Below are 20,295 nucleotides of genomic sequence, written 5' to 3'. Positions count from 1 at the left end.
GCCGCGAAACAGCTATAGTTCTAGTAAATGAATGGCATTCATTTAGTGGTTTGTGTCACTCGGACGGCCACAGAGAGGATATTATGCTGAATCTTGACCGCGACGTTGTGATCGTTGGCGCCGGACCGTCCGGGCTCACCGCTGCCCGCGAGCTGAAGAAGGCCGGCCTGAGCGTGGCAGTGCTGGAAGCACGGGACCGCGTGGGCGGCCGGACCTGGACTGACACCATTGACGGAGCCATGCTGGAAATCGGGGGCCAGTGGGTCTCCCCGGACCAGGCTGCACTGCTGGAGCTCCTGGACGAGCTGGGCCTGAAGACATACTCCCGCTACCGTGAGGGCGAATCCGTCTATGTCGGCGCGGACGGCAGCAAGACCCGCTACACCGGTGATTCCTTCCCGGTGAGTGAAGCCACCGGCGCGGAAATGGACAAGCTCATCGGCATTCTGGACGGCCTCGCCGCGGAAATCGGAGCCACCGAGCCCTGGGCGCACCCCAAGGCCCGTGAACTGGACACCATCTCCTTCCACCACTGGCTGCGCCGGAACTCCAACGACGAGGAGGCCTGCAACAACATCGGCCTGTTCATCGCCGGCGGCATGCTCACCAAGCCCGCACACGCGTTTTCGGCACTGCAGGCAGTCCTGATGGCCGCCTCGGCCGGATCCTTCAGCCACCTCACCGATGAGGACTTCATCCTGGACAAGCGGGTCATCGGCGGGATGCAGCAGGTGTCCCTGCTGCAGGCAGCGGAACTGGGTGCCGACGTCGTACTTAACAGTCCGGTGCGCAGCATCCACTGGAGCGAAGACCCCGACGGCGGAAACAGCGGCCGCCACCGCGTGACCGCTGTTTCGGAGCGGGCCACCGTGAACGCACGCTTTGTGATCATGGCCGTGCCGCCCAACCTCTACTCGCGTGTCTCCTTTAACCCGCCGCTTCCGCGGCGGCAGCACCAGATGCACCAGCACCAGTCGCTGGGCTTGGTGATCAAGGTCCACGCCGTCTACAGCACGCCGTTCTGGCGTGAAGACGGGCTGTCCGGCACGGGCTTCGGCGCCGGTTCGCTGGTCCAGGAGGTCTACGACAACACCAACCACGGTGATTCACGCGGAACGCTCGTGGGCTTCATTTCGGATGAAAAGGCCGACGCCGTCTTCGAGCTGGGTGCCGACGAGCGCAAACGCGTGGTGCTGGAGTCGATCGCCGGATTCCTGGGGGACAATGCCTTGGCGCCCGAGGTGTACTACGAATCCGACTGGGGCTCCGAGGAATGGACCCGCGGTGCGTACGCCGCCAGCTACGATCTGGGCGGACTGCACCGCTATGGCAAGGACCAGCACGCCCCCGTGGGACCGATCTACTGGTCCTCGTCCGACCTCGCCGCCGAAGGCTACCAGCATGTGGACGGCGCGGTCCGGATGGGGCAGCGCACAGCGGCGCGCATTGTGGCTGCGGCGGGTCCAGCAGCCACAACTGTCATTTCCGGTGCACCGCAAAAGGCTGCAGCCGCCGTCGGCTGAGCGCACCAGCCCCAACCCATTCAGCGTCGAATGACCACACGAGAGGCAATGCCATGAGCCCCAAAGAAGCGACAGCACAGCCACCCAGCACCTCGAATGGCGCCCTGGACAAGGGCCTGGCCGAAAAGGGCCTGAGCGGGAAGGGCCTGAAGGCCGGCGCGGTGGGACTGGTCGGCGCCGTCGTGATCGGTGTTTCCTGCATCGCGCCTGCGTACACGCTGACCGCGGCGCTGGGGCCAACGGTATCGGAGGTGGGCGTTCAGCTGCCGGCGATCTTCCTGGTGGGCTTTATCCCCATGATTCTGGTGGCGTTTGGCTACCGCGAACTGAACCATGCCATGCCCGACGCCGGTACTTCGTTCACGTGGGCATCGCGCGCCTTTGGTCCGTGGATCGGCTGGATGGGCGGCTGGGGGCTGATTGCGGCCACCATCATTGTGCTGTCCAACCTGGCAGCTGTCGCCGTCGACTTCTTTTATCTCATGCTGGCCCAGCTGTTCGGGAACCCGGAGCTGGGCGAGCTGAGCAAGAACCTGCCGCTGAACATCGCCACCACCTTGGTGTTCATCGCTGTGGCTTGCTGGATTTCCTACCGGGGCATGGAAACCACCAAGGGCGTGCAGTACGTGCTGGTGGCGTTCCAGCTGCTGGTGCTGGGCTGGTTCGCCGTTGCTGCCTTCAGCCACGTGGCCAACGGCTCCGCTTTTGATGCAACTGCCATTTCACCGGACTGGTTTAACCCGTTCGCGGTTGGATCCTTCTCAGCCTTTGCTGCCGGGGTATCTCTGTCCATCTTCATTTACTGGGGCTGGGACGTCACCCTGACCATGAATGAGGAAACCAGGAACCCGGAGAAGACTCCGGGGCGGGCGGCAACCGTAACCGTGGTGGTGATCGTGGTGATCTACATGACGGTTGCGCTGGCAACGCTGTCCTTCGCCGGCGTCGGCGAAACCGGCCTGGGAGCCGGGAATCCGGACAACCAGTCGAGCATCTTCGCGGTCCTCTCCGGGCCGGTAATGGGACCGTTCGCCATCCTGATGTCCCTCGCCATCCTGAGCAGTTCGGCCGCCTCGCTGCAGTCCACGTTCGTGTCTCCGGCGCGGACCATGCTGGCGATGGGTCACTACAAGGCACTCCCGGTCCGCTTCGGCAAGGTCAGCCCGCGCTTCAAATCCCCGAATTACGCCACGATTGCCGCCGGCGTTGCCGCCGCAGCTTTCTACGTCATCACCCGGACCACCTCTGAGAACGCTCTCTGGGACACCATCACGGCGCTGGGCATGATGATCTGCTTCTATTACGGCATTACGGCCCTGGCATGCGTCTGGTTCTTCCGGGCACAGGCATTCAGCAATGGCCGCGCCTTCTTCTTCAAGTTCCTGGCGCCACTGCTGGGCGGCGTCATCCTGCTGGTGATGTTCTTCAAGACCGCCTCCGATTCCATGGATCCCGGGTACGGATCCGGATCATCGGTGGGCGGTTTGGGCATGGTGTTCATCCTGGGCATGGGAGTGATCCTGCTGGGAGTGGTGATCATGCTGGTGATGGCCCGGCTGCGGCCCGAGTTCTTCAAGGGGCAGGTGCTGGCCCGCGGGAACTGAGCGTCCCTGGAATTCCTGCCCAAGCCGCGGCATGCTGAACCGTGGCCGCTAGGAGCCTAGGCGGGTGGGCGTGCCGTAGCCTCGGCCTCCACGCCCATCCGGAATTCCAGCAGGTGGAGGCGGTCTTCGACGCTGGCCACGGGGCGGCGGCCCGGGACTGGCTGGGGGCCGTCGTCGGGCGGGGTCAGTGCGAAGCTGCCCCGAATTTCTACCCGCGGCCGCCACATGTTGGGAGCGGGCCGGCCGGTCTTTGCGCTTAAGGCCGGAAACTCCGAGTTACAAATAGCGTGGGCTTACGGCAGGACGGTAAGGGCTTCAAGGACGGCGGGCAGCAGCACGTCATTGCGGCCCCAGACTGGATCCAGGATTTCCACGTACCAGGAGTCGGCGAGCAGCAGCGCCAGTGTTTCATTGGTTTCCTCCGCCCAGTCCCGGATCTGCTCTTCCTCCACCGGAGTCTCGCTGGAGCCGAGGACTGTAACTACCTCGTCGCCGTCGAGCGTTACCGGGATGGCAGCGCTGCTGGCCTCGCCCGGGGCATGGGCCACGGTCACCAGTTCAGTTCGGGTGGAAAGGGCCAGGAGTTCCACGGCCGCTTCTGCACTGCAGAAGCCGGTCACGTACTGCCGCTGGGCGGAGTTTTCGGTCCGCAGGCCGGGCTGGGACTCCTTGGTGAACAGCCCGCTCCTGTTCAGGGCGGACAGCTCCGCCGCGATGGGTTCCGTTTCGACGTCGTAGCGAGCCGTGAAGGTGGCCGCCTGGTACTCGCTCTTGCCCTCCAGCCAGCGCGCCGTCAGTTCCCCGGCCGCTGCAAGCGTGATGGCCTGCCGCCAAACCCCCTTATCCTCCAGGCGCCTGCCGAACTTGTCACGGATTTCCGCTTCTATGGGTTCCATCCTCGGATGCTACGGCGCCCCGCCGCCGGACTCCAGCGGCGGCGACACAGCAGTTAATGTCCGCTGGCGGTGATTCCGGCAGGGATGCCGGCAGCCCGTTCCGCCGCGGCGAGGGCAAGGCCAAAGCGGACGACAGCGGGAGCGTACCCTTGGTGCGGCATGGCCCGCAGCTGCTCTGCCTCCCGCATGGCCCGGAACAGCGCGGACGTCTCGGGCAGCCGGACGTCAGTCATGGCCGGGTAGTCGATGCAGCAGGCAGGGTCCAATTCGTAGCGGCTCCACCGGGACAGGAGTGCGTCATGTTCAGCCTGCGCGGCGGTGTGAACGGGCCGGTCCTGCCGCTGCTGCCGGCGGTGTTCCTGCCAGGCCAGGATTTGGGGACTGCCCCGGTAGACGGCCACGCCCGCCCCTGTGCCCAGAGCGGTGAGGACCGCGCCGGACCAGGGCGACGCAAGTGTGGGAATGAGGATCGCCGGGATTGCCACCGCAGATCCCATAAAGACGTCCCAGAACACGGGGTCCGGGGCGCGGACGGCAGGGTCCGGCGTCGAATGCTGGCGGACAGCTAGGACCGTGGCTGCCACCGCGCACACCAGCACTGCACCCCAGAAACTCAGCTGCAACGCTCCAAACAGGACGGATTCTGCAAATGCCGGCACTGCGGCACCTCCCCGCGTCAGGCCCGGCCCAGGATTCCGGGTTGCTCCTTCCATTGCAACCCCTCCAGGCATCGGGGTCAATGGCAGGGACGGTCTGAGCCGGCGGAGTTCCGCGCTGGAGGTTCCCGCACCTGCCGCGGGCCGGGTAGCTTGGCACCATGAGACTGAAAATGTGCAGCATCCATGTCCAGGATCCGGCCGCCGCCCATACGTTCTACACCGGGACCCTCGGGTTCGAGACACTGATGGCGATGCCCGAGTACTAGCTCTTCATCATCAAGGATCCGGGCGCAGATGCCGGGTCGGTGGGGCTGCTGCTGGAACCAAGCGACAACCCGATCGGTGCGAACTACATGAACGCACTGCACGACGCCGGGATCGCGGCCATCACGTTCGGGGTTCCGGATGTGCAGGCCGAGTACGCGAGCGGAACTACTCAGCCTTGGCGGTGGCACGCGCGCGACACTGTCGGCCCCGCCCTCAGTCGCCTACGCCTAGAATCTCCACCACATCTTCGACCAGCTCGAAGTCCCTGGCGTTGCGGGTCATCAACGGAATGCCGAGCGAGTGGGCTTGGGCGGCGATCATTATGTCCTTACCTCTGGCGTGTTGGGGCCTCAAGCGCTTGACCCGCGCAGCCAGCTCGCCATAACTCTCGGCGGCATGCTCGTCAAAGAGAATCCAGTCCATTAGTTCCCGCCAGACGGCAAGGCGGTGCACTCTGTTGCGGCGGATCTTCTCAGACGCTGACGATCGGATTCCGAATTGGAGCTCCGCCAGAGAGATGATGCTCGAGCCGAGCACGGCGCCGGCTGGCCACACGGCCGGTGGTGCGATCAAGACATTCGTGTCAAGGAGGATCACGGGGTAGTCCACGGATCAACAAGGGGATCGGCATCTCTGGATTCTTCATGTTCCGTGAGCCACCCGGTCTGGTCTGCGCCGAGCTGGGCGAGCTTCAGGGCAATTGCCACTTCAGCGGATGAAGTCCACTTCTTGCGATGCGTTACAGGTGAGATCACTGCAACCGCACGGCCTTGGAGGGTTATCTCAAGAGTGGCTCCGTGCTCAACCCGCTCAATGACAGCCCTTGGATTTTGCTTGAGTTCCCGAACCCCTACCTTGTCCATGGCTGCATTCTACGCTTGATGTAGCCCTTGTTCTACTGTTAGCAACAGAATCTAGACGTTTCGCTAGGCGGCACTACGACCGTAGGGCCCCGGCAACAACAGAGGCCTGTCCGCGGATCCGAACCATCACGGTCCGGAGCCGCGAACAAGCCTATGAAAAGCGCAGGCCACTCGGCCAGCGCAAGTGACTCACAACGCGGAGGCTACTCGGCCTGGGCGCGGGCCTTCTTGGCGTCTTTCTTGGCAGCTTCGTCCTTGACCCGCTGGGCTTCGGTGCGGACGGCGGCGTGGGTGGAGCGCTCGGTGACCAGCCATGCCGGGGGAGCCTGCAGCAGCGCGGTGATTTCCGCCGTCGTCAGCGCGTCCTCAACACCGCCGCGGGCCAGGCCGCTGATTGAGACGTTCAGCTTCTGGGCCACCACCGGGCGGGGGTGCGGGCCGTTGCGGCGGAGCTCCATGAGCCACTCCGGCGGGTTGGACTGGAGTTCGGCGAAATCGGCGCGGCTGATGGTTGAATCCTGGAACTCCTGCGGTGTTGCCGGCAGGTAGATGCCAAGCTTCTTGGCAACGGTGGCCGGCTTCATGGACTGGGAGTTTGCAGAGGTCATGGTTCAAGGGTATCCGGCTGCCCGCCCGTAAGGCACCAACTCTGCACCAACTCTGCACCAGTTCCGGCATTGCGGGGCCGTGCGGGCGGTACTGTGAAGACGTGCCCGCAGACAATGAATCCCCCCAGAACGCCAGCCCCGCCGACTCGCCGGAGCAGGAGGCGCCCCGCGTGCTCCGCTTCGCCTATGTGGCCGGCGTGACCCCGGGCAAGTGGATCCGCCGCTGGGAAGAGCGCGTGCTGGACATCCCGCTGGAGTCGTTTATGTCCGACGACGGCGCCCAGCTTTCCGTATTAAGTGACGGTTCCGCGGACCTCAGCTTTGTCCGGCTTCCGGTGGAGCGCGAGGGCCTCAACGTGATCCCCCTGTATGAGGAGCAGCCGGTGGTGGTGGCGCCCAAGGGGCACGAGATTTCAGTGTTTGAGGAGGTGGCCCTGGCCGACCTGTCGGCAGAGACTTTCCTGGACGTCGCCGAAATGGGTGGCCCGGAAGCGGCCATGCAGGTGGTGGCGTCCGGCGCGGGCCTGGTGATCCTGCCCATGTCCGTGGCCCGGCATTTCAATGTCAAGGACACCGTCGCCCGCCGGCTGACGGGTGTCCCGGGCACGGAGATCGCGCTGGCCTGGCCCAGCGATTCCACGGACGACATCATCGAGGAGTTCATCGGGATTGTCCGCGGCCGCACCGCGGCGAGCTCCCGGCAGCCCTCGGCCCAGCAGGAGAAGCCCAAGAAGGAACCGAAGCCGGACCGGCGCGGACCGGCCGTCAAGAAGCCGAAGGTGGCTCAGCGGTACGCCCCAAATCCGGACAAGGGCCGCGGCAAGGGTTCACGCAAAAAAGGCAAGCGCTAGCAAAATTTCCGACGGTGCCGGCTATTTGGCCGGCGCTGCCGGCGAAAAGTCGGAACTAAGCCGAGCAGGCTTCCGTTAGTGCTGCGACTGACTCAGCCGGCACCTGGTCCCCGGCCTCGGCGATCTGGCCCAATGGCGTCGTAATTTCAGCGGGGACCCCCGCAGCGTCCGCGGCGGACACCAGCCCGCTCAGCAATGCTTTGTCCTGAACGCTGACCAGCCCGTCCTCCACCACTGTGCAGACCTGCTTCTTGACCTCGTCCGAGGCTGCGGTTGCCACCTTGGAGGCGGCATCGTTCGCGGTGTTTTCAGCGACTTCCTGAACCGATCCGCAGGCGGAGAGCAGGAGTATCAGGGGGACGGCGGACAGGGCGGCAAGGCGGCGTTTCATCACTTCAGCCTACCGGCTCAGTCTGGTCCGGCTTCGCCGTGCACTTCGCTCAGGTTGTCTTCAGAGCGGTCCAGATACGCCAGGAGGAGGTCAGCCGCACGGTCCAGTTCGCCGGATTCCAGGGCCAGACAGATCGTCTCGTTGTCCTTCAGATAGTGCTGGTAGAACTGCGCGTCCACGGTGGCTTTGTGGAAGAACAGGCGCATCTCGGCCAGGACCTGGCCCATGATGCTGTTCAGCCGCGGGCTTCCGGCCATGGCCACGATGGCGCCGTGGAAGTGCTGGTTTGCGGTGCCCAGGGCTTCGTCGTCACCGGCAGCCGCGGCGCGCTTGCCTTCCTCGACGGCGGCCCGGACGGCGGCCACATCCTCCGGGCTGCCTCCGGCGCGCAGGGCGCTGACCTCGATGGCGCGGCGGACGGTATATACGTCGTGGACGTCGCCTGCCTCCAGGCTTGCCACAAAGACGCCGCGGTTGGGATGACGGACCACCAGCCGTTCGCTGGCGAGTTCGGCGAAGGCCTCACGCACCGTGTTCCGGGAGACGCCCAGGTCCTCGGCGATGGTGGATTCGGTGAGCCGTGTTCCCGGGAGCAGTGCTCCCTCGGCCAACTGCAGGCGGAGTTCGTCCGCCACACGCTCCGCCACGGACGGAACTGCCACCCGCAGGCGGCCTGCGGCGGTCCGGGTACCCCGGTCCGCCGTGAGATTCGCCGAACCGCGGGAAGAGGGGACGAGCGGGTCTGAAGATGCCATACTCGAGAATTTACACGATCGTCACATTGTTGAATCGAAGGATTGTTGAACAATCTATAAATCCAATGCATCCTAGTAGGACCACTCAATGAGACAGGGATCACAAATGGCAACGATTGACCTGAATAGCGACGTCGGCGAGTCCTTCGGACGCTGAGCCTCGGCGATGACCTGGCGATGTTCGGCTCGGTTTGGAGCGCGAACGTGGCCTGCGGATTCCACGCCGGCGATCCCAGCGTCATCCGCAGGACCTCACTGCTGTGAAGTCCTCTCTCGGCGACGCCGGTGTCAGCATCGGCTCGTTCCTCTAGCCCCTTCCCAAGGCCTCACAGGCCCCCGCACCACCCCTCATCCCCCCGGAGGAAACCATGACCAGCACCAACAAGGCAGCAAAGGCCGCGGCAAGGAAGCCGCCGCCCGGCGCGCTCAAGGCGTACGTCGCCAGCCTTACCGGCACGTCGCTTGAGTACTACGACTTCGCCATCTACTCGGTGGCGTCGGCCCTCGTCTTCCCCAAGATCTTCTTCCCCTCGAACGATGAATTTGTGGGGCTCCTCCTGTCCTTCTCCGCGTTCGCGGTGGGCTACCTCGCCCGCCCGATCGGCGGCATCGTGTTCGGCCGCCTCGGAGACAAGGTGGGCCGCAAGTACGTTCTGGTCTTCACCCTGGTGCTGATCGGCGTCGCCACCGTCCTCATCGGTGGGCTGCCTGACTACTCCGCAATCGGCATCTGGGCCCCCATCATCCTGGTGCTCCTGCGCCTGGCCCAGGGCATCGGCGTCGGCGGCGAATGGGGCGGTGCCGTTCTGCTGTCCAGCGAATTCGGTGACCCCAACAAGCGTGGTTTCTGGTCTTCCGCAGCCCAGATCGGCCCGCCCGCCGGCAACCTCATGGCCAACGGCGTCCTGGCCGTCCTCGCCGCCTCCCTCAGCACTGAAGCATTCCTCTCGTGGGGCTGGCGCGTAGCCTTCCTGGCCTCGGCCCTCCTGGTGGTCTTCGGCCTGATCATCCGTCTCAAGCTTGAGGAAACCCCGGTGTTCAAGGCCATCGCGGCCCACGGCGACCAGCCGAAGGCACCGATCAAGGAAGTCTTCACCACCCAGCCCCGCGCGCTGATCTCCGCCGCCCTGTCCCGCGTCTGCCCGGACGTCCTTTACGCGCTCTTCACCGTTTTTGTGGCCGTCTACGCCACCCGGGAACTGGGCATGACCACGGGCAACGTGCTGGCCGCCATCCTGATCGGCTCCGCGTTCCAGCTGTTCCTGATCCCGCTGGCCGGCGCCCTGACCGACCGGTTCAACCGCCGCATGGTCTACGGCATTGCGGCCGCCGCGACTGCTGCCTGGATCCCGGTGTTCTTCCTCATGATCCAGGGCAAGTCCGAGGTCATGCTGACCATCGGCGTTGTGGTGGGCCTGGCTCTCCACGCCTTTATGTACGGACCGCAGGCCGCCTACATCACCGAGCAGTTCCCGGCCCGCCTGCGCTACGCCGGCAGCTCCCTGGCCTACACGCTGGCGGGTGTGATCGGTGGTGCCGTGGCGCCGTTGATCTTCACCGCCCTCTACGCGGCCTCCGGCAACTGGTACCTGATCGCCGGTTACCTGCTGCTGGCGTCCATCGTCACCATCGTGGGCCTGGCCATCGGCCGGAACCCGCAGCCGGAAGAGGACCTCCGCCTGCTGCACAGTGACGACGCGCAGGAGAGCCACGCCTGAGCGGCGCGGCCTGGTCCCCATGGAAACAGTCAGCAAGCCCGCTGCCGCGGCCCGGGTGCTCGCCGTCAGGCCGGTAGGTACGACGGCGGTGCTCGCCGAACTCTCCGGGCTCCACCACGTCCTGGCCCTGCAGGCCCTCCTGCTGGAGCAGCCGCTGCCCGGCCAGGTGGACGTCCTGGCCGCCGCCGAAACCGTGATGGTCAAGGCGGATTCACCCGCTGCGGCGCGCAGGATGGCGGCCCGGCTGCTGGAGATGGACCTGACGGTCCAGTCCCATGCCGAAGGCAAACTGGTGCAGATTGAGACCGTGTACGACGGCGACGACCTCGCCGAAGTGGGGCGGCTCACCGGGCTGGGCGCTGACGGCGTCATCGCCGCCCACACCCGCCAGGTCTGGACGGTGGCGTTCGGCGGCTTCGCGCCGGGGTTCAGCTACATGGTGGGGGAGAACCAGGTGCTGGAAGTCCCGCGCCGGAGTTCGCCCCGGACGGCCGTTCCAGCCGGTTCCGTAGCCCTGGCCGGCAATTATTCGGCCGTGTACCCGCGGAAATCCCCGGGCGGCTGGCAGTTGATCGGCCGCACCGCAGCACCCATGTGGGACCTCGGCCAGGAGCAGCCTGCCCTGGCCGCGCCCGGTGACCGCGTGCAGTTCCGGGCCGTGCGCGAGCTCGTTGAGGTTGCGGAACCGCAGGCTGGTGCCGCGGCTGGCCCTGCACACCTGCACGTGGAGTCCGGGCTGCGGATCCTGTCCCCGGGACTCCAGAGCCTGGTCCAGGATCTCGGCCGCCCCGGGCACGCCGGGCTCGGGGTGTCGGCAGCCGGAGCACTGGACCGATCCTCCCTGCGCCGCGCCAACCGGATCGTGGGCAACCAGCCGTCGGCCGCCGTCGTCGAAACCGTTGCCGGCGGGCTACGCGTGCAGGCCGTGGGGGACCAGGTGCTGGCAGTGGCCGGCGCGCCGTCGGCACTGACTGTCGTGACGCCGTCGGATGTTCCCGGCGACGGCGACCAGTCCGAGCGGGTGCGCGAGGTGCCCATGGCCACGGCGTTTGCCCTGCTCGACGGCGAGATCCTGACCGTCGGAGCACCGGGGCGCGGCTTCCGCAGCTACCTGGCCATCCGCGGCGGCGCGGCAGCCGATGAGGTGCTGGGAAGCCGGTCCACGGACACCTTGTCGGGGATCGGGCCTGCGCCGCTGGCGGCCGGGCAGCTGTTGGGCGCGGGAGTTGCCACGTCTTCCAACGTTGTGGGCAACCCCGAACTGCAGCCCGACTTCCCGGACACCGGCGTCACGGTCCTGGATATCGTTCCCGGACCCCGCGATGACTGGTTTGACGCCGCTGCGCTGGAATCGCTCTGCGCCCAGGAGTGGGCGGTGACGCCCCGCTCGAACCGCGTTGGCATGCGCCTGGACGGTGAGCCGCTGCGGCGGAGCAGGGACGGGGAGCTTCCCAGCGAGGGGACCATGGCCGGCGCGCTCCAGATACCGCCGGAAGGACAGCCCGTACTCTTCCTGGCCGACCATCCCATCACCGGCGGCTACCCCGTGATCGGCGTGGTGGTGGACCACCAGCTGGACCTGGCCGCCCAGGTTCCGATCGGTGGCCGCATCCGGTTCCGCTGGGCTCCCGGCTACGGACTGCCAACCAACCTTCCCAACTCTTCCCCAGACATTTCAGACGAAAGCAACTGATGCGCAAGGCCTTGATCGCCAACCGCGGAGAAATCGCCGTCCGCATTGCCCGTGCCCGCGAGGACGCCGGGCTGGAGTCCGTGGCTGTCTACGCGGACGTGGACGCCGACGCCATGCACGTGTCCGCCGCCAGTGAGGCGTACAGCCTAGGCGGCAACGCGCCGTCGGAAACGTACCTGGATATCCCCAACCTGCTGCGCGTAGCGGCGGAGTCCGGGGCGCGGTGCACCCGGGATGCGGCTTCCTGTCCGAGAATGCCGGCTGCCCAGGCGGTCCTGGACGCCGGCCTGACCTGGATCGGGCCCACCTCGGAGACGATCCGTCAGCTGGGCAACAAGATAACGGCGCGCGAGATCGCCGTCCGCGCCGGTGCCCCCTTGGTGGCCGGCAGCGACGGTCTGGTGGGCTCGGCTGCGCAGGTCCGCGAGTTCGCCGAGGAGCACGGCCTGCCGATCGCCGTCAAGGCGGCCTTTTGCGGCGGCGGGCGCGGGCTGAAGGTGGTCCGCGAGATGGATCAGATCGAGGAGTCCTTCGATTCTGCGGTGCGTGAAGCGATGGTGGCCTTCGGGCGCGGGGAGTGCTTTGTGGAGCGGTACCTGGACCGGCCGCGGCATGTGGGGGCGCAGGTCCTGGCGGACCAGCACGGCAACGTGGTGGTGGTGGGCACCCGGGACGGCGCACCATGACCGTTGACGTCGACGGCCGGCGACTCGCCGTCGGCCTTCCTGCTGCGCTGCTGGACTGCTGGGCGCGGTCCGGCACGTCCGTTCCGGCGGGGGTTTCCTTTGAAGGGGAGTACGACGGCGGTGCTGCGGCTGGTGCCGCTGACCCCGGCGAGCTGGGGCCGACATGGCCGGGACTGTGGTGAAGTGGCTCGTGGAGCCGGGCGCCGAAGTTTCGGCGGGGGACGCCGTCGTCGTTCTTGAAGCGATGAAAATGGAGGCCCAGGTGACCGCCCACCGCGCCGGTACGCTGACCGGGATCCGGGCGGAAGCCGGGGGCGTGGTGAACGCCGGGGCCGTGCTGGCACTGATCGGCTGAACCGTTCGTGCCTGCCGCGGCCCTGACAAAGGAAGGTCCGGCCGGTGTTCTCAACCGGCCGGACGTTTCCTAACGTGTGGCGGTGCTTTAGTCGACGTGGTTTGAGAGCGCCACCAGCACGCCGGCCATGGCGAAGTGCTAGGTGCTGCCGAGATCGCGGACTGTCTTGATTCCCAAGCCGGCGAGGAACGTCCACGGCGCTACTCGGCGGATGGCCGCCGCCGTTGCCGTTTCGTCGCCGCCCGCTGTTCCTTGGCGGCGAGGCGCCGGCGGTTCGAACCCCGGGTGGGTTTGGTCGCCCGGCGGCGGGGGCCTTCGGGGGCAAGTCCTTCTGCCACGAGGGCGGAGAGCTTGACCAAGGCGCTCTCGCGGTTGCGCAGCTGGGAGCGCTGCTCGGAGGCGGCCACGGTGATCACCCCGGCCACGAGGCGTCGTTCGAGACGCGTGAGCAGCATCAGCCGTTGGCTATCCGAAAGCGCGGCGGAGCCGGCGATGTTCCACGAGAGTTCGACGCGGCTGTCCGTTGTGTTGACGTGTTGACCGCCTGGCCCGGCCGATCGCGAGAACCGCCAGCCGAGTTCCGACGCGGGAATCGTGAGCGCGGGCGACACCTCCAGATCCATGGAACCAGCGTTGCACACTATGGGCGCGATCAAAGCCCTCAGCCTAGGGCCTACCTGATAGCGCCCATGCTCTTACAAACTCAGCCAGCGTTCTTGCGGCCGGCTCCCGGACACCGTAGGGCGTCCAAGTCAGCGGCGAAGAAAGGCAGCCAGGATCCGCGAGCAGGAAGAGTCTCGGAAGAACGCATCGACCCGCCAGCACCATGACCGCAAGTGGCAGTTCGCCTCCAAACTGGCAGCCATGACCCGTTCGAGGCCATCCACGTTCGCAGCCCCCTCGACGTGGAGCTGACCGACACGGACAGCGCCATGAAGTCCGCCAATACCATCACCTTCACCGAAACACCCACCACGACACCACCCAACGGATGTGCCGGGACCTGTCCCACAACACCTTCCGCGACTGGACCACACCCACCCCCGTAATCGAAGAATTCGACCCCGCCACATCCCTCACCGGAAAGGAAACAGGCACCAGGTGCCGCACGCTTGCGGGTCCCTCTCGTTGCCGAACTCGATGAAGTGGCCAACATCGTCCCCTGGACCTCACTGCCGGAGGACTTCAGCTACTTCGGATCCCTCGGCCTGTGCTTCACCGTCTGTTCTGAGTTTGCCTCTGGAGCGTCTATGCCCCACTCAGTCTTTGTGCACTACCACTGGCATGAACGGTAAGGATCGGTGATGTGCACGCTTACTTGGGGAAATGCTTTCGGTCCGTTGAGTGAAGACACATTTTGCCGATGCTTGTTGTACATTTTGTACATGACGGCCCTAACCGATATTGACCGGCAGCTTCTTTCCGCTCTTCGTGAGGATGGCCGGGCGTCAGTGGCCAGCCTCGCCCGCAAACTGGGCGTGGCCAGGGCAACCGTAAACAGCCGGCTCGATCGTCTTCTCACCTCAGGAACCATCGTTGGCTTCACAGCCAGGGTCCGTGACGAAGTGGACCCGCTGGCCATCCACGCCATCACCCTGATCGCAGTTGAGGGAAGGTCTGCCAGCAAGGTGATCCGAGAGTTAAGGGGTTTCCCTGAGATCCGGGCACTGCACACCACTAACGGCGGCTGGGACCTTGTGGCGGAGCTGGCCACCGAAAACCTCGGCGGTTTCGACAATGTGCTGGGTAGGATCCGCGCAGTCGACGGCATCGTCAACAGCGAAACCAGCCTATTGCTCAGCTCCGTATTGAGGTAGTGCTTCAAGTCCCTACCCGCTGCAAGCGACCATCGAAGACGGACGAAGTGCGTAGATCCGCCTGGCATTCTGCCAGCATTTCTAGCAAATATAGAGCTATTCGGTAATTGTGGACGCATATCGACGCGGCATACCGTGAGGGCATCAGCTATCTAGATGGAAAGAGTGACGCAAATGACGCGTTTCGTCGATGTTCACAACATGGTGCGATGGGCTGCCGGCCGGGGAGTGGAGACGATCATCTCGGAGATGATCGTTTACCTCGAGGACGATTTCCGCCGCTGGGGGTCTTTTGACAAAACTCCCCGCGTCGCCAGCCACACCCCGTTCGGGGTCATTGAACTGATGCCCACGAGCGATCACGAAACCTACGGCTTCAAATACGTAAACGGGCACCCGTCAAATCCGGCCCGTGGTTTCCAGACTGTGACGGCTTTCGGCGTCCTGGCGGACGTCCACAACGGATACCCGACGTTCCTGGCGGAGATGACCTTACTGACGGCCCTCCGGACTGCGGCCACCTCGGGTATGGTCGCGAAGCATCTTGCCCGTCCCGGTTCCGGGATCATGGCCATGATCGGAACCGGTAGCCAATCGGAGTTTCAAGCCCTGGCCTTCCGGGCCGCCCTCGGAATAACCGCGCTCAGAGTGTGGGACACCGACCCTGCCGCAACACAAAAGTTCGTCCGCAACCTCGTACCGCTGGGGTTCGAGATCACCGTGGCGTCCTCGGCGGCCGACGCCGTGCAGGGGGCGCACGTCATCACGACCTGCACCGCTGACAAGGCCAACGCCACCATCCTCACGGCCGATCTCGTTGCCCCCGGCGTCCACATCAACGCCATCGGTGGGGACTGCCCCGGGAAGACCGAACTCGATGCCGCCATCCTGGAACTTGGCGACGTTTTCGTGGAGTACACGCCGCAGACACGGATTGAAGGCGAGATCCAGCAAATGCCCGCCGATTTCGCCGTCACCGAGTTCTGGCAAGTCTTGAGCGACGATGCCCCGGGGCGCACAACCTCGGAACAGATCACGGTTTTTGACTCTGTGGGCTTCGCTATCGAGGATTTCGCGGCCCTGCGCTTCGTCCGCGACGCCGTAGACGGTTCGGATTTCTTCGTAGACATTGACCTTGTCGCCAACCCGGAAGACCCCAAAGACCTCTTCGGCCTAGTGGGCGCATTGTCTCCGGTTGGATCCTAAGTCAGCCATGCCCTTCCGGGACCCTCCGCTGTCATCCTCATCCGGCTGCAGCGGGGCGGCCACCCGGAAACCGGGATGGACGATGCCTTGCAGGCATCGAGTGGGCGCCCGGACACGGAGGTGCTCGGGGGCGCTGCCTACGAGGAGGTAGCCTGCCTTGGCCAGTCGTGGCCACGCGGTTGACGGTTCGCCCGTTTCGAGGACCACGACCACACCCCGGACTGCACCTTCTCCCAACACTCGGCTGTCCACTCATCGCGGAAGCCACATCGCGGTAGTTCCCGATGCAGAGTCGCAAGCGCCGCCACGAGCGCCGAACCGACACCCTCAAACTCCGAAGCGCATAGGGGGTTCAGTACCTCACCGGCTGTTGGGCCGCAGATCCGTGTCTAATGGAATTCCAGCACATGAACGCTTAGCCAGAGCCGCGATCAGCGTGACGTCGTCGCCGCCTTCCAGGAGTCTGCGGGAGAAGCTCCGCGCGCTGGCGTGCCAGGCCGTAGGCACTGCGGGCCCGCAGCATATGAAGGACTGCAATATCCGCAGTCCGTTCCAACGCTTGTTCCGCGGCCGAGTCCAGGTCGCCGTTGGGGTCCACCACCCAGATGGATCCGAGAGGCTCCTTGCCTGCCCGGACGGCTATGGCCAGCCGGTCCAATGCCGGACGGACCTCTTCGATCCGCACCGCACCGTGAGAGCGGAAGGCGGAAGCATGCTGGCCCGGGTTTTCTGGAAGATAGGGAACCTGGCGTCCCAGATTCCTTGGCGCCGGTCCTCATCGATCGACTGGTGTGCGAGGGTCGAATAGGCCAACACCTGTCCCTGCAGATTTTTAATGGCCGTGGCACCACCAACCATGGCTGCGATGGCGTTAGCCAACGCGAAAAGGTCGCCCACGCCCAGCGTAGACAGTGAGCTGCCGGCTTCGGCTGAGGCGTTGAGGGCCGAGTCCAGGAGAGCGCATCCAACTGGCGCCACCCCACGTCGTCATCAACCACAAGGAGGGCGATACCTGACTGGTCCGCGGTGGCGATGATGTGCCCCAGATCCTGGGATTACTGCTTAATGACAAGCGCGCCAAAGCCTGCCTTGGCAGCGCTGCGGACGACGCCGGAAGTGCCTGGTTCTGCCGAATGGCCTCGGACGTGAACTCCGGGCTGTATTTACGACGGCTAGGTGTACTGACCGGACACGTTGATCAATCGTGAGAAGGGCGGCTGGCTGCCGCATGCGGTGTGGGGTCGGTGACGGTTGTAGTGGTGCAGCCAGCCATGTAGCTCCCCACGACGCTCAGCCTCGGAGGTATAGCAGCGGGCGTAGGCCCAGCCGTCGGCCAGGGTGCGGTGGAAGCGCTCGATCTTGCCGTTCGTCTGTGGGCGATACGGGCGGTGCGCTTGTGCTTGATTTCAGGTTCGGCGCATGTGTCCGCCACAAGTGTGAGCGGTAGGCGCCCCCGTTGTCAGACAGAACCCGCTCGACGGTGATGCCCCGCTGGTTGAACCACTCGACAGCACGAACGAGCACCGCTGTGGCAGTTTGGGCGGTTTCGTCATCGTGGATTTCGGCGTAGGCGACGCGGGAATGATCGTCGATGACGGTGTGGACGTAGGCGTAGCCCAGAAGTGGGTCGCTGTGTTTATTGCGCGGCTTGCCGGGTGTCTTGGCGCGGTTCTTCTCGCCTTGTCGGCGGCCGACGTAGCGCCAGCCTCCGCCGTCGGGGATGTTGCCGAGCTTTTTCACACCTACATGGATCATGGAGCCGGGATGGTCGTGCTCGTATCGACGGATGGGTTCACCGGTGGCACGGTCGACATGCGACAGGCGGTTCAGATGAACCGAGGTGAGGATGCGATGAACCGTCGACGGGGCAATTCCCAAACGGAAAGCCAATTGAACGGGTCCCTCGCGGAGACGCAAACGAAGGGTGATGCAACGGCGACTGGTCTCGCGCTGGTTTTATTCGGCGAGTGGTGTGGCCGCGAGGATCGGTCTTGCATCGACTGGCCTACCCGGTATCGCTCGACCCATCTCTTGACCGTGGGCCACGAGACCTGGAATCGGGCGGCAACTTCGCTGATCGGCCAACCGTCATCGACGACGAGGCGGGCAACCTTCAGCCGGTGGCGTGGTGTGAGAGCAGCGTTTGGGTGTGTCATGAATTCCCTCGGAGACGGAAAGGGGCCAGCCGTATTCGGCTGACCCCTTCAGGTTGTACGTGCAGTTCAGTTGGTTCGAGAAGCCGCTGACTGAATGGCCTTGGCGAGGTCGCGGGGACGGCTCCACATAGGCCAATGCCCCGTCGGGAGGTCAATGACGTCGAGGTGCTCGATGTTCGCGACTTCGGCAAACATGGCATGGCCTGCGCGGGCCAGCTCCAGCACCTGCGCGCTCGGGATCGAGCAGCACACCAGGGTGGTCCGGACCTTGCGGCGGGCATCGTTCGTGAGCTCGACGGGCTGACGAAGCACGGGGCCGGGCTCAGGGACGGCCCGGGCCCGAAAACGCTCGAGGACCTCTGCGCTCAGGCCTTCGAGGCTCGCCTGCTGTGCGAGGACGTCGAGGGACGGCAGCGGAAGCTCCTCCAACTCCTCCGGGATGTCTGGGGCGAAGGCGCTTCCCGTCGCCACAGGGCCGGAGTCGACCCACACCACTCGATGGACAAGCTCAGGGTGTCGGTCAAGGACGAGGCTGACCGGGGCGTTCGCCCCGCTGTGAGCGACGAGAGTTGCGGGCTGATCCTCGGAGACCCCGAGTTGAGTGATGACGTCTAGGACCGCTGCGGCTTGATCATCGAGAGTCTTCGCCGCACGCTCGGGATCATCCCCGTCGAGACCGGGCAGTGTCATCGCGATTGCACGAGAGTGGTCGGTTGTCAGGTGTTCAAGGACTTCATCCCAAGCCCAAGCGCCCAGCCAGTGGCCAGCGATGAGAATGATGGTCGGACTGCTTGTAGTAGTTGTCATGTCACTACCCTCGCAGGCACTACGGACAAGGGTATGTCACTATTTATGTCATGAATTTGTCGGGGTCTGAACTGTGAAGCGAGTCGAACGGCTCCATGCTCTATCCGAGATGTTGCGCCGCAGCGGCGCGCGGGGGGTTTCCGCCGAACGGTTGGCGAGAGAGTTCGAGGTATCCGTGCGCACAATTAAGAGAGACCTCGATGCGTTAGAGAACAGCGGTGCGCCTATATGGTCTCGCCCAGGTCCGGGCGGTGGCTACGGATTGGCTATAGGCGCGTCCCTGCCGCCTGTCAGCCTGTCCCCAGCGCAGGCCGTGGCGCTCATGGCAGCCGTGTCCGCTGCACCCGATGCCCCCTACGCCGATCTGGCAGCAGCAGGTATCCAGAAGATCCTGGACGTCCTCGATCCCAAAACCCGAGCACGAGCCGACAAGCTGGCCCACCGCGTCTGGGTCAACGCGCTTCCCTCCTCTTCTCGCGCAATCAAGTCGGCACTGGAGGAGGCGATGGCCGAGCAGCGAGTGATCCGCATTCGCTACACATCGAGAGACGAGACCACGACCACCCGCGACGTTGAGCCAGTGCTGTTCGCCTCCACGAACGGCCAGTGGTACCTAGTTGGGTGGTGCCGACTGCGCAACGCAATGCGATGGTTCACCGTGTCGCGCATCGAGCGAGCCAGCGTAACCAAGACGGCTTGCGGCGGCCATACCATCCACGAGGTCGGAGAACCCCCAGCGAACGCCAGACCGGTGCACGGTCGGGGCGAGTGAGTCACTCAATCAACCTCTCCGGTCAGTACAGCTAGGCATGAGACAGATGCTCCTAAACCCTGTCTCAAATCACCATACGGGGGCGTACCTTTCCCACAGGAAGTGAGGGAGGTCTTGCGTTTTCGTCACCGTGGTCTGCGTGACCACTGCGAGGTTCTAGTTCTTCGCCTCGTGCATGGGGATGCGGACGCCGCGTTCTTTGGCGACGTCGAGGGCGCGGTCGGAGCCGGAGTCCAGGTGGTCGCGGCCGATCACGATGGGGGCCTTGACCTTGCCTTCCTTGACGAGTTGGTTGAACAGCAGCCCGGCTTTGGCGCGGTCGCCGTAGCCCAGCCAGCAGATCCGGGCCGGCAGGCCCTCGAACTCGACCCGTTCCTGTGCCGCGTCGATCCAGCGGTGCAGGTGCTTGTTCTCGGGGAAGAGTTCCTTGATGGCCTTGTCGGTGACGGCGATGTCCTCCGGGTCGCCGGAGAGCGCCACCCAGCGGAACGGGCCCAGGCCCTCGCAGAACAGCGGGCGGATGTAGGCCGGGACGAAGCCGGGGAATTCAAAGGCGCGGTTGTAGCCGCCCGTGCGGGCCTCGTCGCGGATGGAGTTGCCGTAGTCGAAGACCTCGGCGCCGGCGTCCTGGAATTCGACCATGGCCTGGACGTGCCTGGCCATGGAGG

General features: G+C 65.1%; 22 protein-coding genes and 5 pseudogenes. 14 read left to right on the top strand and 13 right to left on the bottom strand.

Translation table 11 applies throughout. The annotated features are described in order from the left end of the window. Positions 1 to 83 precede the first annotated feature (83 nt). Complete coding sequence (locus ACZYZ4_RS06180; protein ID WP_463859144.1) at positions 84 to 1,523, top strand: flavin monoamine oxidase family protein; 1,440 nt, start codon at positions 84 to 86, stop codon at positions 1,521 to 1,523. A 53-nt stretch (positions 1,524 to 1,576) separates the two neighbouring features. After that, positions 1,577 to 3,127, top strand: a complete 1,551-nt coding sequence (locus ACZYZ4_RS06175) for an APC family permease (RefSeq protein ID WP_463859142.1) — start codon at positions 1,577 to 1,579, stop codon at positions 3,125 to 3,127. Positions 3,128 to 3,198: 71 nt separating this feature from the next. Here ACZYZ4_RS06175 and ACZYZ4_RS06170 read toward each other — a convergent pair. From ACZYZ4_RS06170 to ACZYZ4_RS06160, 3 genes and pseudogenes are all read right to left on the bottom strand, one after another. Continuing rightward, positions 3,199 to 3,330 (bottom strand): annotated as a pseudogene (locus ACZYZ4_RS06170) (FadR/GntR family transcriptional regulator); the annotation flags it as partial. A 90-nt stretch (positions 3,331 to 3,420) separates the two neighbouring features. Beyond that, positions 3,421 to 4,023 (bottom strand): DUF6919 domain-containing protein, encoded by a 603-nt coding sequence (locus ACZYZ4_RS06165; protein ID WP_463859141.1) that lies wholly within the window; start codon positions 4,021 to 4,023, stop codon positions 3,421 to 3,423. A gap of 53 nt (positions 4,024 to 4,076) precedes the next feature. Next, positions 4,077 to 4,682 carry a hypothetical protein gene (locus tag ACZYZ4_RS06160; protein ID WP_463859139.1) on the bottom strand — a complete coding sequence of 202 codons (606 nt, stop codon included), beginning with the start codon at positions 4,680 to 4,682 and terminating at the stop codon, positions 4,077 to 4,079. A gap of 158 nt (positions 4,683 to 4,840) precedes the next feature. On the opposite strand from ACZYZ4_RS06160, the pseudogene ACZYZ4_RS06155 reads away from it, so the two are divergent. Beyond that, a pseudogene (locus ACZYZ4_RS06155) lies at positions 4,841 to 5,104 on the top strand (VOC family protein); the annotation flags it as partial. A 58-nt stretch (positions 5,105 to 5,162) separates the two neighbouring features. On the opposite strand, the gene ACZYZ4_RS06150 reads toward ACZYZ4_RS06155, so the two are convergent. From ACZYZ4_RS06150 to ACZYZ4_RS06140, 3 genes are all read right to left on the bottom strand, one after another. Further along, entirely contained in the window at positions 5,163 to 5,546 is a 384-nt protein-coding gene (locus tag ACZYZ4_RS06150; protein ID WP_463859137.1) for a PIN domain-containing protein, read from the bottom strand. After that, a complete protein-coding gene (locus tag ACZYZ4_RS06145) occupies positions 5,543 to 5,812 on the bottom strand; it encodes a type II toxin-antitoxin system Phd/YefM family antitoxin (protein WP_463859135.1) in 270 nt (89 codons plus the stop codon). The genes ACZYZ4_RS06150 and ACZYZ4_RS06145 overlap by 4 nt, the downstream gene beginning before the upstream one ends. 203 nt (positions 5,813 to 6,015) lie before the next feature. Then, positions 6,016 to 6,420, bottom strand: a complete 405-nt coding sequence (locus ACZYZ4_RS06140; protein ID WP_463859133.1) for a DUF5997 family protein — start codon at positions 6,418 to 6,420, stop codon at positions 6,016 to 6,018. A gap of 101 nt (positions 6,421 to 6,521) precedes the next feature. On the opposite strand from ACZYZ4_RS06140, the gene ACZYZ4_RS06135 reads away from it, so the two are divergent. After that, complete coding sequence (locus tag ACZYZ4_RS06135) at positions 6,522 to 7,271, top strand: LysR family transcriptional regulator substrate-binding protein (RefSeq protein WP_463859131.1); 750 nt, start codon at positions 6,522 to 6,524, stop codon at positions 7,269 to 7,271. Positions 7,272 to 7,326: 55 nt separating this feature from the next. Here the strand turns inward: ACZYZ4_RS06135 and ACZYZ4_RS06130 are convergent, their stop codons facing one another. Next, positions 7,327 to 7,662: a hypothetical protein gene (locus ACZYZ4_RS06130; RefSeq protein ID WP_463859129.1), complete on the bottom strand. Its 336-nt coding sequence runs from the start codon at positions 7,660 to 7,662 to the stop codon at positions 7,327 to 7,329. 17 nt (positions 7,663 to 7,679) lie between these two features. Continuing rightward, positions 7,680 to 8,417, bottom strand: a complete 738-nt coding sequence (locus ACZYZ4_RS06125; protein WP_463859127.1) for a GntR family transcriptional regulator — start codon at positions 8,415 to 8,417, stop codon at positions 7,680 to 7,682. Between the two features lie 106 nt (positions 8,418 to 8,523). Between ACZYZ4_RS06125 and ACZYZ4_RS06120 the strand changes: the two are divergent. The 6 genes and pseudogenes from ACZYZ4_RS06120 to ACZYZ4_RS06095 all read left to right on the top strand — a co-directional run. After that, positions 8,524 to 8,669 (top strand): annotated as a pseudogene (locus ACZYZ4_RS06120) (LamB/YcsF family protein); the annotation flags it as partial. 116 nt (positions 8,670 to 8,785) lie between these two features. After that, positions 8,786 to 10,135 (top strand): MFS transporter, encoded by a 1,350-nt coding sequence (locus ACZYZ4_RS06115; protein ID WP_463859125.1) that lies wholly within the window; start codon positions 8,786 to 8,788, stop codon positions 10,133 to 10,135. 19 nt (positions 10,136 to 10,154) lie between these two features. Further along, positions 10,155 to 11,828: a 5-oxoprolinase subunit B/C family protein gene (locus ACZYZ4_RS06110; protein ID WP_463859123.1), complete on the top strand. Its 1,674-nt coding sequence runs from the start codon at positions 10,155 to 10,157 to the stop codon at positions 11,826 to 11,828. Next, on the top strand, positions 11,828 to 12,514 hold the full coding sequence (locus tag ACZYZ4_RS06105) for an ATP-binding protein (protein WP_463859121.1): 687 nt from the start codon (positions 11,828 to 11,830) through the stop codon (positions 12,512 to 12,514). The genes ACZYZ4_RS06110 and ACZYZ4_RS06105 overlap by 1 nt, the downstream gene beginning before the upstream one ends. Further along, a complete protein-coding gene (locus tag ACZYZ4_RS06100; protein ID WP_463859119.1) occupies positions 12,511 to 12,696 on the top strand; it encodes a hypothetical protein in 186 nt (61 codons plus the stop codon). Before ACZYZ4_RS06105 ends, ACZYZ4_RS06100 begins: the two co-directional genes overlap by 4 nt. Continuing rightward, complete coding sequence (locus tag ACZYZ4_RS06095) at positions 12,678 to 12,869, top strand: acyl-CoA carboxylase biotin carboxyl carrier protein subunit (RefSeq protein WP_463859117.1); 192 nt, start codon at positions 12,678 to 12,680, stop codon at positions 12,867 to 12,869. The genes ACZYZ4_RS06100 and ACZYZ4_RS06095 overlap by 19 nt, the downstream gene beginning before the upstream one ends. A 200-nt stretch (positions 12,870 to 13,069) precedes the next feature. Here the strand turns inward: ACZYZ4_RS06095 and arfB are convergent, their stop codons facing one another. Beyond that, on the bottom strand, positions 13,070 to 13,492 hold the full coding sequence (gene arfB / locus ACZYZ4_RS06090) for an alternative ribosome rescue aminoacyl-tRNA hydrolase ArfB (RefSeq protein WP_463859472.1): 423 nt from the start codon (positions 13,490 to 13,492) through the stop codon (positions 13,070 to 13,072). A gap of 489 nt (positions 13,493 to 13,981) precedes the next feature. On the opposite strand from arfB, the gene ACZYZ4_RS06085 reads away from it, so the two are divergent. The 3 genes from ACZYZ4_RS06085 to ocd all read left to right on the top strand — a co-directional run bounded on the left by ACZYZ4_RS06085 (position 13,982) and on the right by ocd (position 15,892). After that, positions 13,982 to 14,164 carry a DEAD/DEAH box helicase family protein gene (locus ACZYZ4_RS06085; RefSeq protein ID WP_463859115.1) on the top strand — a complete coding sequence of 61 codons (183 nt, stop codon included), beginning with the start codon at positions 13,982 to 13,984 and terminating at the stop codon, positions 14,162 to 14,164. A gap of 90 nt (positions 14,165 to 14,254) precedes the next feature. Continuing rightward, positions 14,255 to 14,686 carry an Lrp/AsnC family transcriptional regulator gene (locus tag ACZYZ4_RS06080; RefSeq protein WP_463859114.1) on the top strand — a complete coding sequence of 144 codons (432 nt, stop codon included), beginning with the start codon at positions 14,255 to 14,257 and terminating at the stop codon, positions 14,684 to 14,686. 174 nt (positions 14,687 to 14,860) lie between these two features. Then, positions 14,861 to 15,892: an ornithine cyclodeaminase gene (gene ocd, locus ACZYZ4_RS06075; protein ID WP_463859112.1), complete on the top strand. Its 1,032-nt coding sequence runs from the start codon at positions 14,861 to 14,863 to the stop codon at positions 15,890 to 15,892. A 415-nt stretch (positions 15,893 to 16,307) separates the two neighbouring features. On the opposite strand, the gene ACZYZ4_RS06070 is transcribed toward ocd, so the two are convergent. The 3 genes and pseudogenes from ACZYZ4_RS06070 to ACZYZ4_RS06060 form a co-directional block, all read right to left on the bottom strand. Further along, entirely contained in the window at positions 16,308 to 16,577 is a 270-nt protein-coding gene (locus tag ACZYZ4_RS06070; RefSeq protein ID WP_463859110.1) for a hypothetical protein, read from the bottom strand. Between the two features lie 487 nt (positions 16,578 to 17,064). Next, positions 17,065 to 18,048: pseudogene (locus tag ACZYZ4_RS06065) on the bottom strand (IS481 family transposase). A 66-nt stretch (positions 18,049 to 18,114) separates the two neighbouring features. Beyond that, positions 18,115 to 18,855 (bottom strand): alpha/beta fold hydrolase, encoded by a 741-nt coding sequence (locus ACZYZ4_RS06060; RefSeq protein WP_463859108.1) that lies wholly within the window; start codon positions 18,853 to 18,855, stop codon positions 18,115 to 18,117. Positions 18,856 to 18,928: 73 nt separating this feature from the next. On the opposite strand from ACZYZ4_RS06060, the gene ACZYZ4_RS06055 reads away from it, so the two are divergent. After that, positions 18,929 to 19,627 (top strand): helix-turn-helix transcriptional regulator, encoded by a 699-nt coding sequence (locus ACZYZ4_RS06055; protein ID WP_463859106.1) that lies wholly within the window; start codon positions 18,929 to 18,931, stop codon positions 19,625 to 19,627. A gap of 156 nt (positions 19,628 to 19,783) precedes the next feature. Here the strand turns inward: ACZYZ4_RS06055 and ACZYZ4_RS06050 are convergent. Then, a pseudogene (locus tag ACZYZ4_RS06050) lies at positions 19,784 to 20,295 on the bottom strand (hypothetical protein); the annotation flags it as partial.

The sequence above is a fragment of the Pseudarthrobacter adonitolis genome, from assembly GCF_055412845.1.
Note: the sequence above shows the minus strand (reverse complement) of the source record. Positions and strands in the feature narration are given on the sequence as shown.

Bases quoted from the DNA above. Each gene is read 5' to 3' on its own strand.
- ACZYZ4_RS06180 (WP_463859144.1), top strand. From the start codon at position 84: ATGCTGAATCTTGACCGCGACGTTGTGATCGTTGGCGCCGGACCGTCC.
- ACZYZ4_RS06175 (WP_463859142.1), top strand. From the start codon at position 1,577: ATGAGCCCCAAAGAAGCGACAGCACAGCCACCCAGCACCTCGAATGGC.
- ACZYZ4_RS06165 (WP_463859141.1), bottom strand. From the start codon at position 4,023: ATGGAACCCATAGAAGCGGAAATCCGTGACAAGTTCGGCAGGCGCCTG.
- ACZYZ4_RS06145 (WP_463859135.1), bottom strand. From the start codon at position 5,812: ATGGACAAGGTAGGGGTTCGGGAACTCAAGCAAAATCCAAGGGCTGTC.
- ACZYZ4_RS06140 (WP_463859133.1), bottom strand. From the start codon at position 6,420: ATGACCTCTGCAAACTCCCAGTCCATGAAGCCGGCCACCGTTGCCAAG.
- ACZYZ4_RS06130 (WP_463859129.1), bottom strand. From the start codon at position 7,662: ATGAAACGCCGCCTTGCCGCCCTGTCCGCCGTCCCCCTGATACTCCTG.
- ACZYZ4_RS06125 (WP_463859127.1), bottom strand. From the start codon at position 8,417: ATGGCATCTTCAGACCCGCTCGTCCCCTCTTCCCGCGGTTCGGCGAAT.
- ACZYZ4_RS06115 (WP_463859125.1), top strand. From the start codon at position 8,786: ATGACCAGCACCAACAAGGCAGCAAAGGCCGCGGCAAGGAAGCCGCCG.
- ACZYZ4_RS06110 (WP_463859123.1), top strand. From the start codon at position 10,155: ATGGAAACAGTCAGCAAGCCCGCTGCCGCGGCCCGGGTGCTCGCCGTC.
- ACZYZ4_RS06105 (WP_463859121.1), top strand. From the start codon at position 11,828: ATGCGCAAGGCCTTGATCGCCAACCGCGGAGAAATCGCCGTCCGCATT.
- ACZYZ4_RS06100 (WP_463859119.1), top strand. From the start codon at position 12,511: ATGACCGTTGACGTCGACGGCCGGCGACTCGCCGTCGGCCTTCCTGCT.
- ACZYZ4_RS06095 (WP_463859117.1), top strand. From the start codon at position 12,678: ATGGCCGGGACTGTGGTGAAGTGGCTCGTGGAGCCGGGCGCCGAAGTT.
- arfB (WP_463859472.1), bottom strand. From the start codon at position 13,492: ATGGATCTGGAGGTGTCGCCCGCGCTCACGATTCCCGCGTCGGAACTC.
- ACZYZ4_RS06080 (WP_463859114.1), top strand. From the start codon at position 14,255: ATGACGGCCCTAACCGATATTGACCGGCAGCTTCTTTCCGCTCTTCGT.
- ocd (WP_463859112.1), top strand. From the start codon at position 14,861: ATGACGCGTTTCGTCGATGTTCACAACATGGTGCGATGGGCTGCCGGC.
- ACZYZ4_RS06060 (WP_463859108.1), bottom strand. From the start codon at position 18,855: ATGACAACTACTACAAGCAGTCCGACCATCATTCTCATCGCTGGCCAC.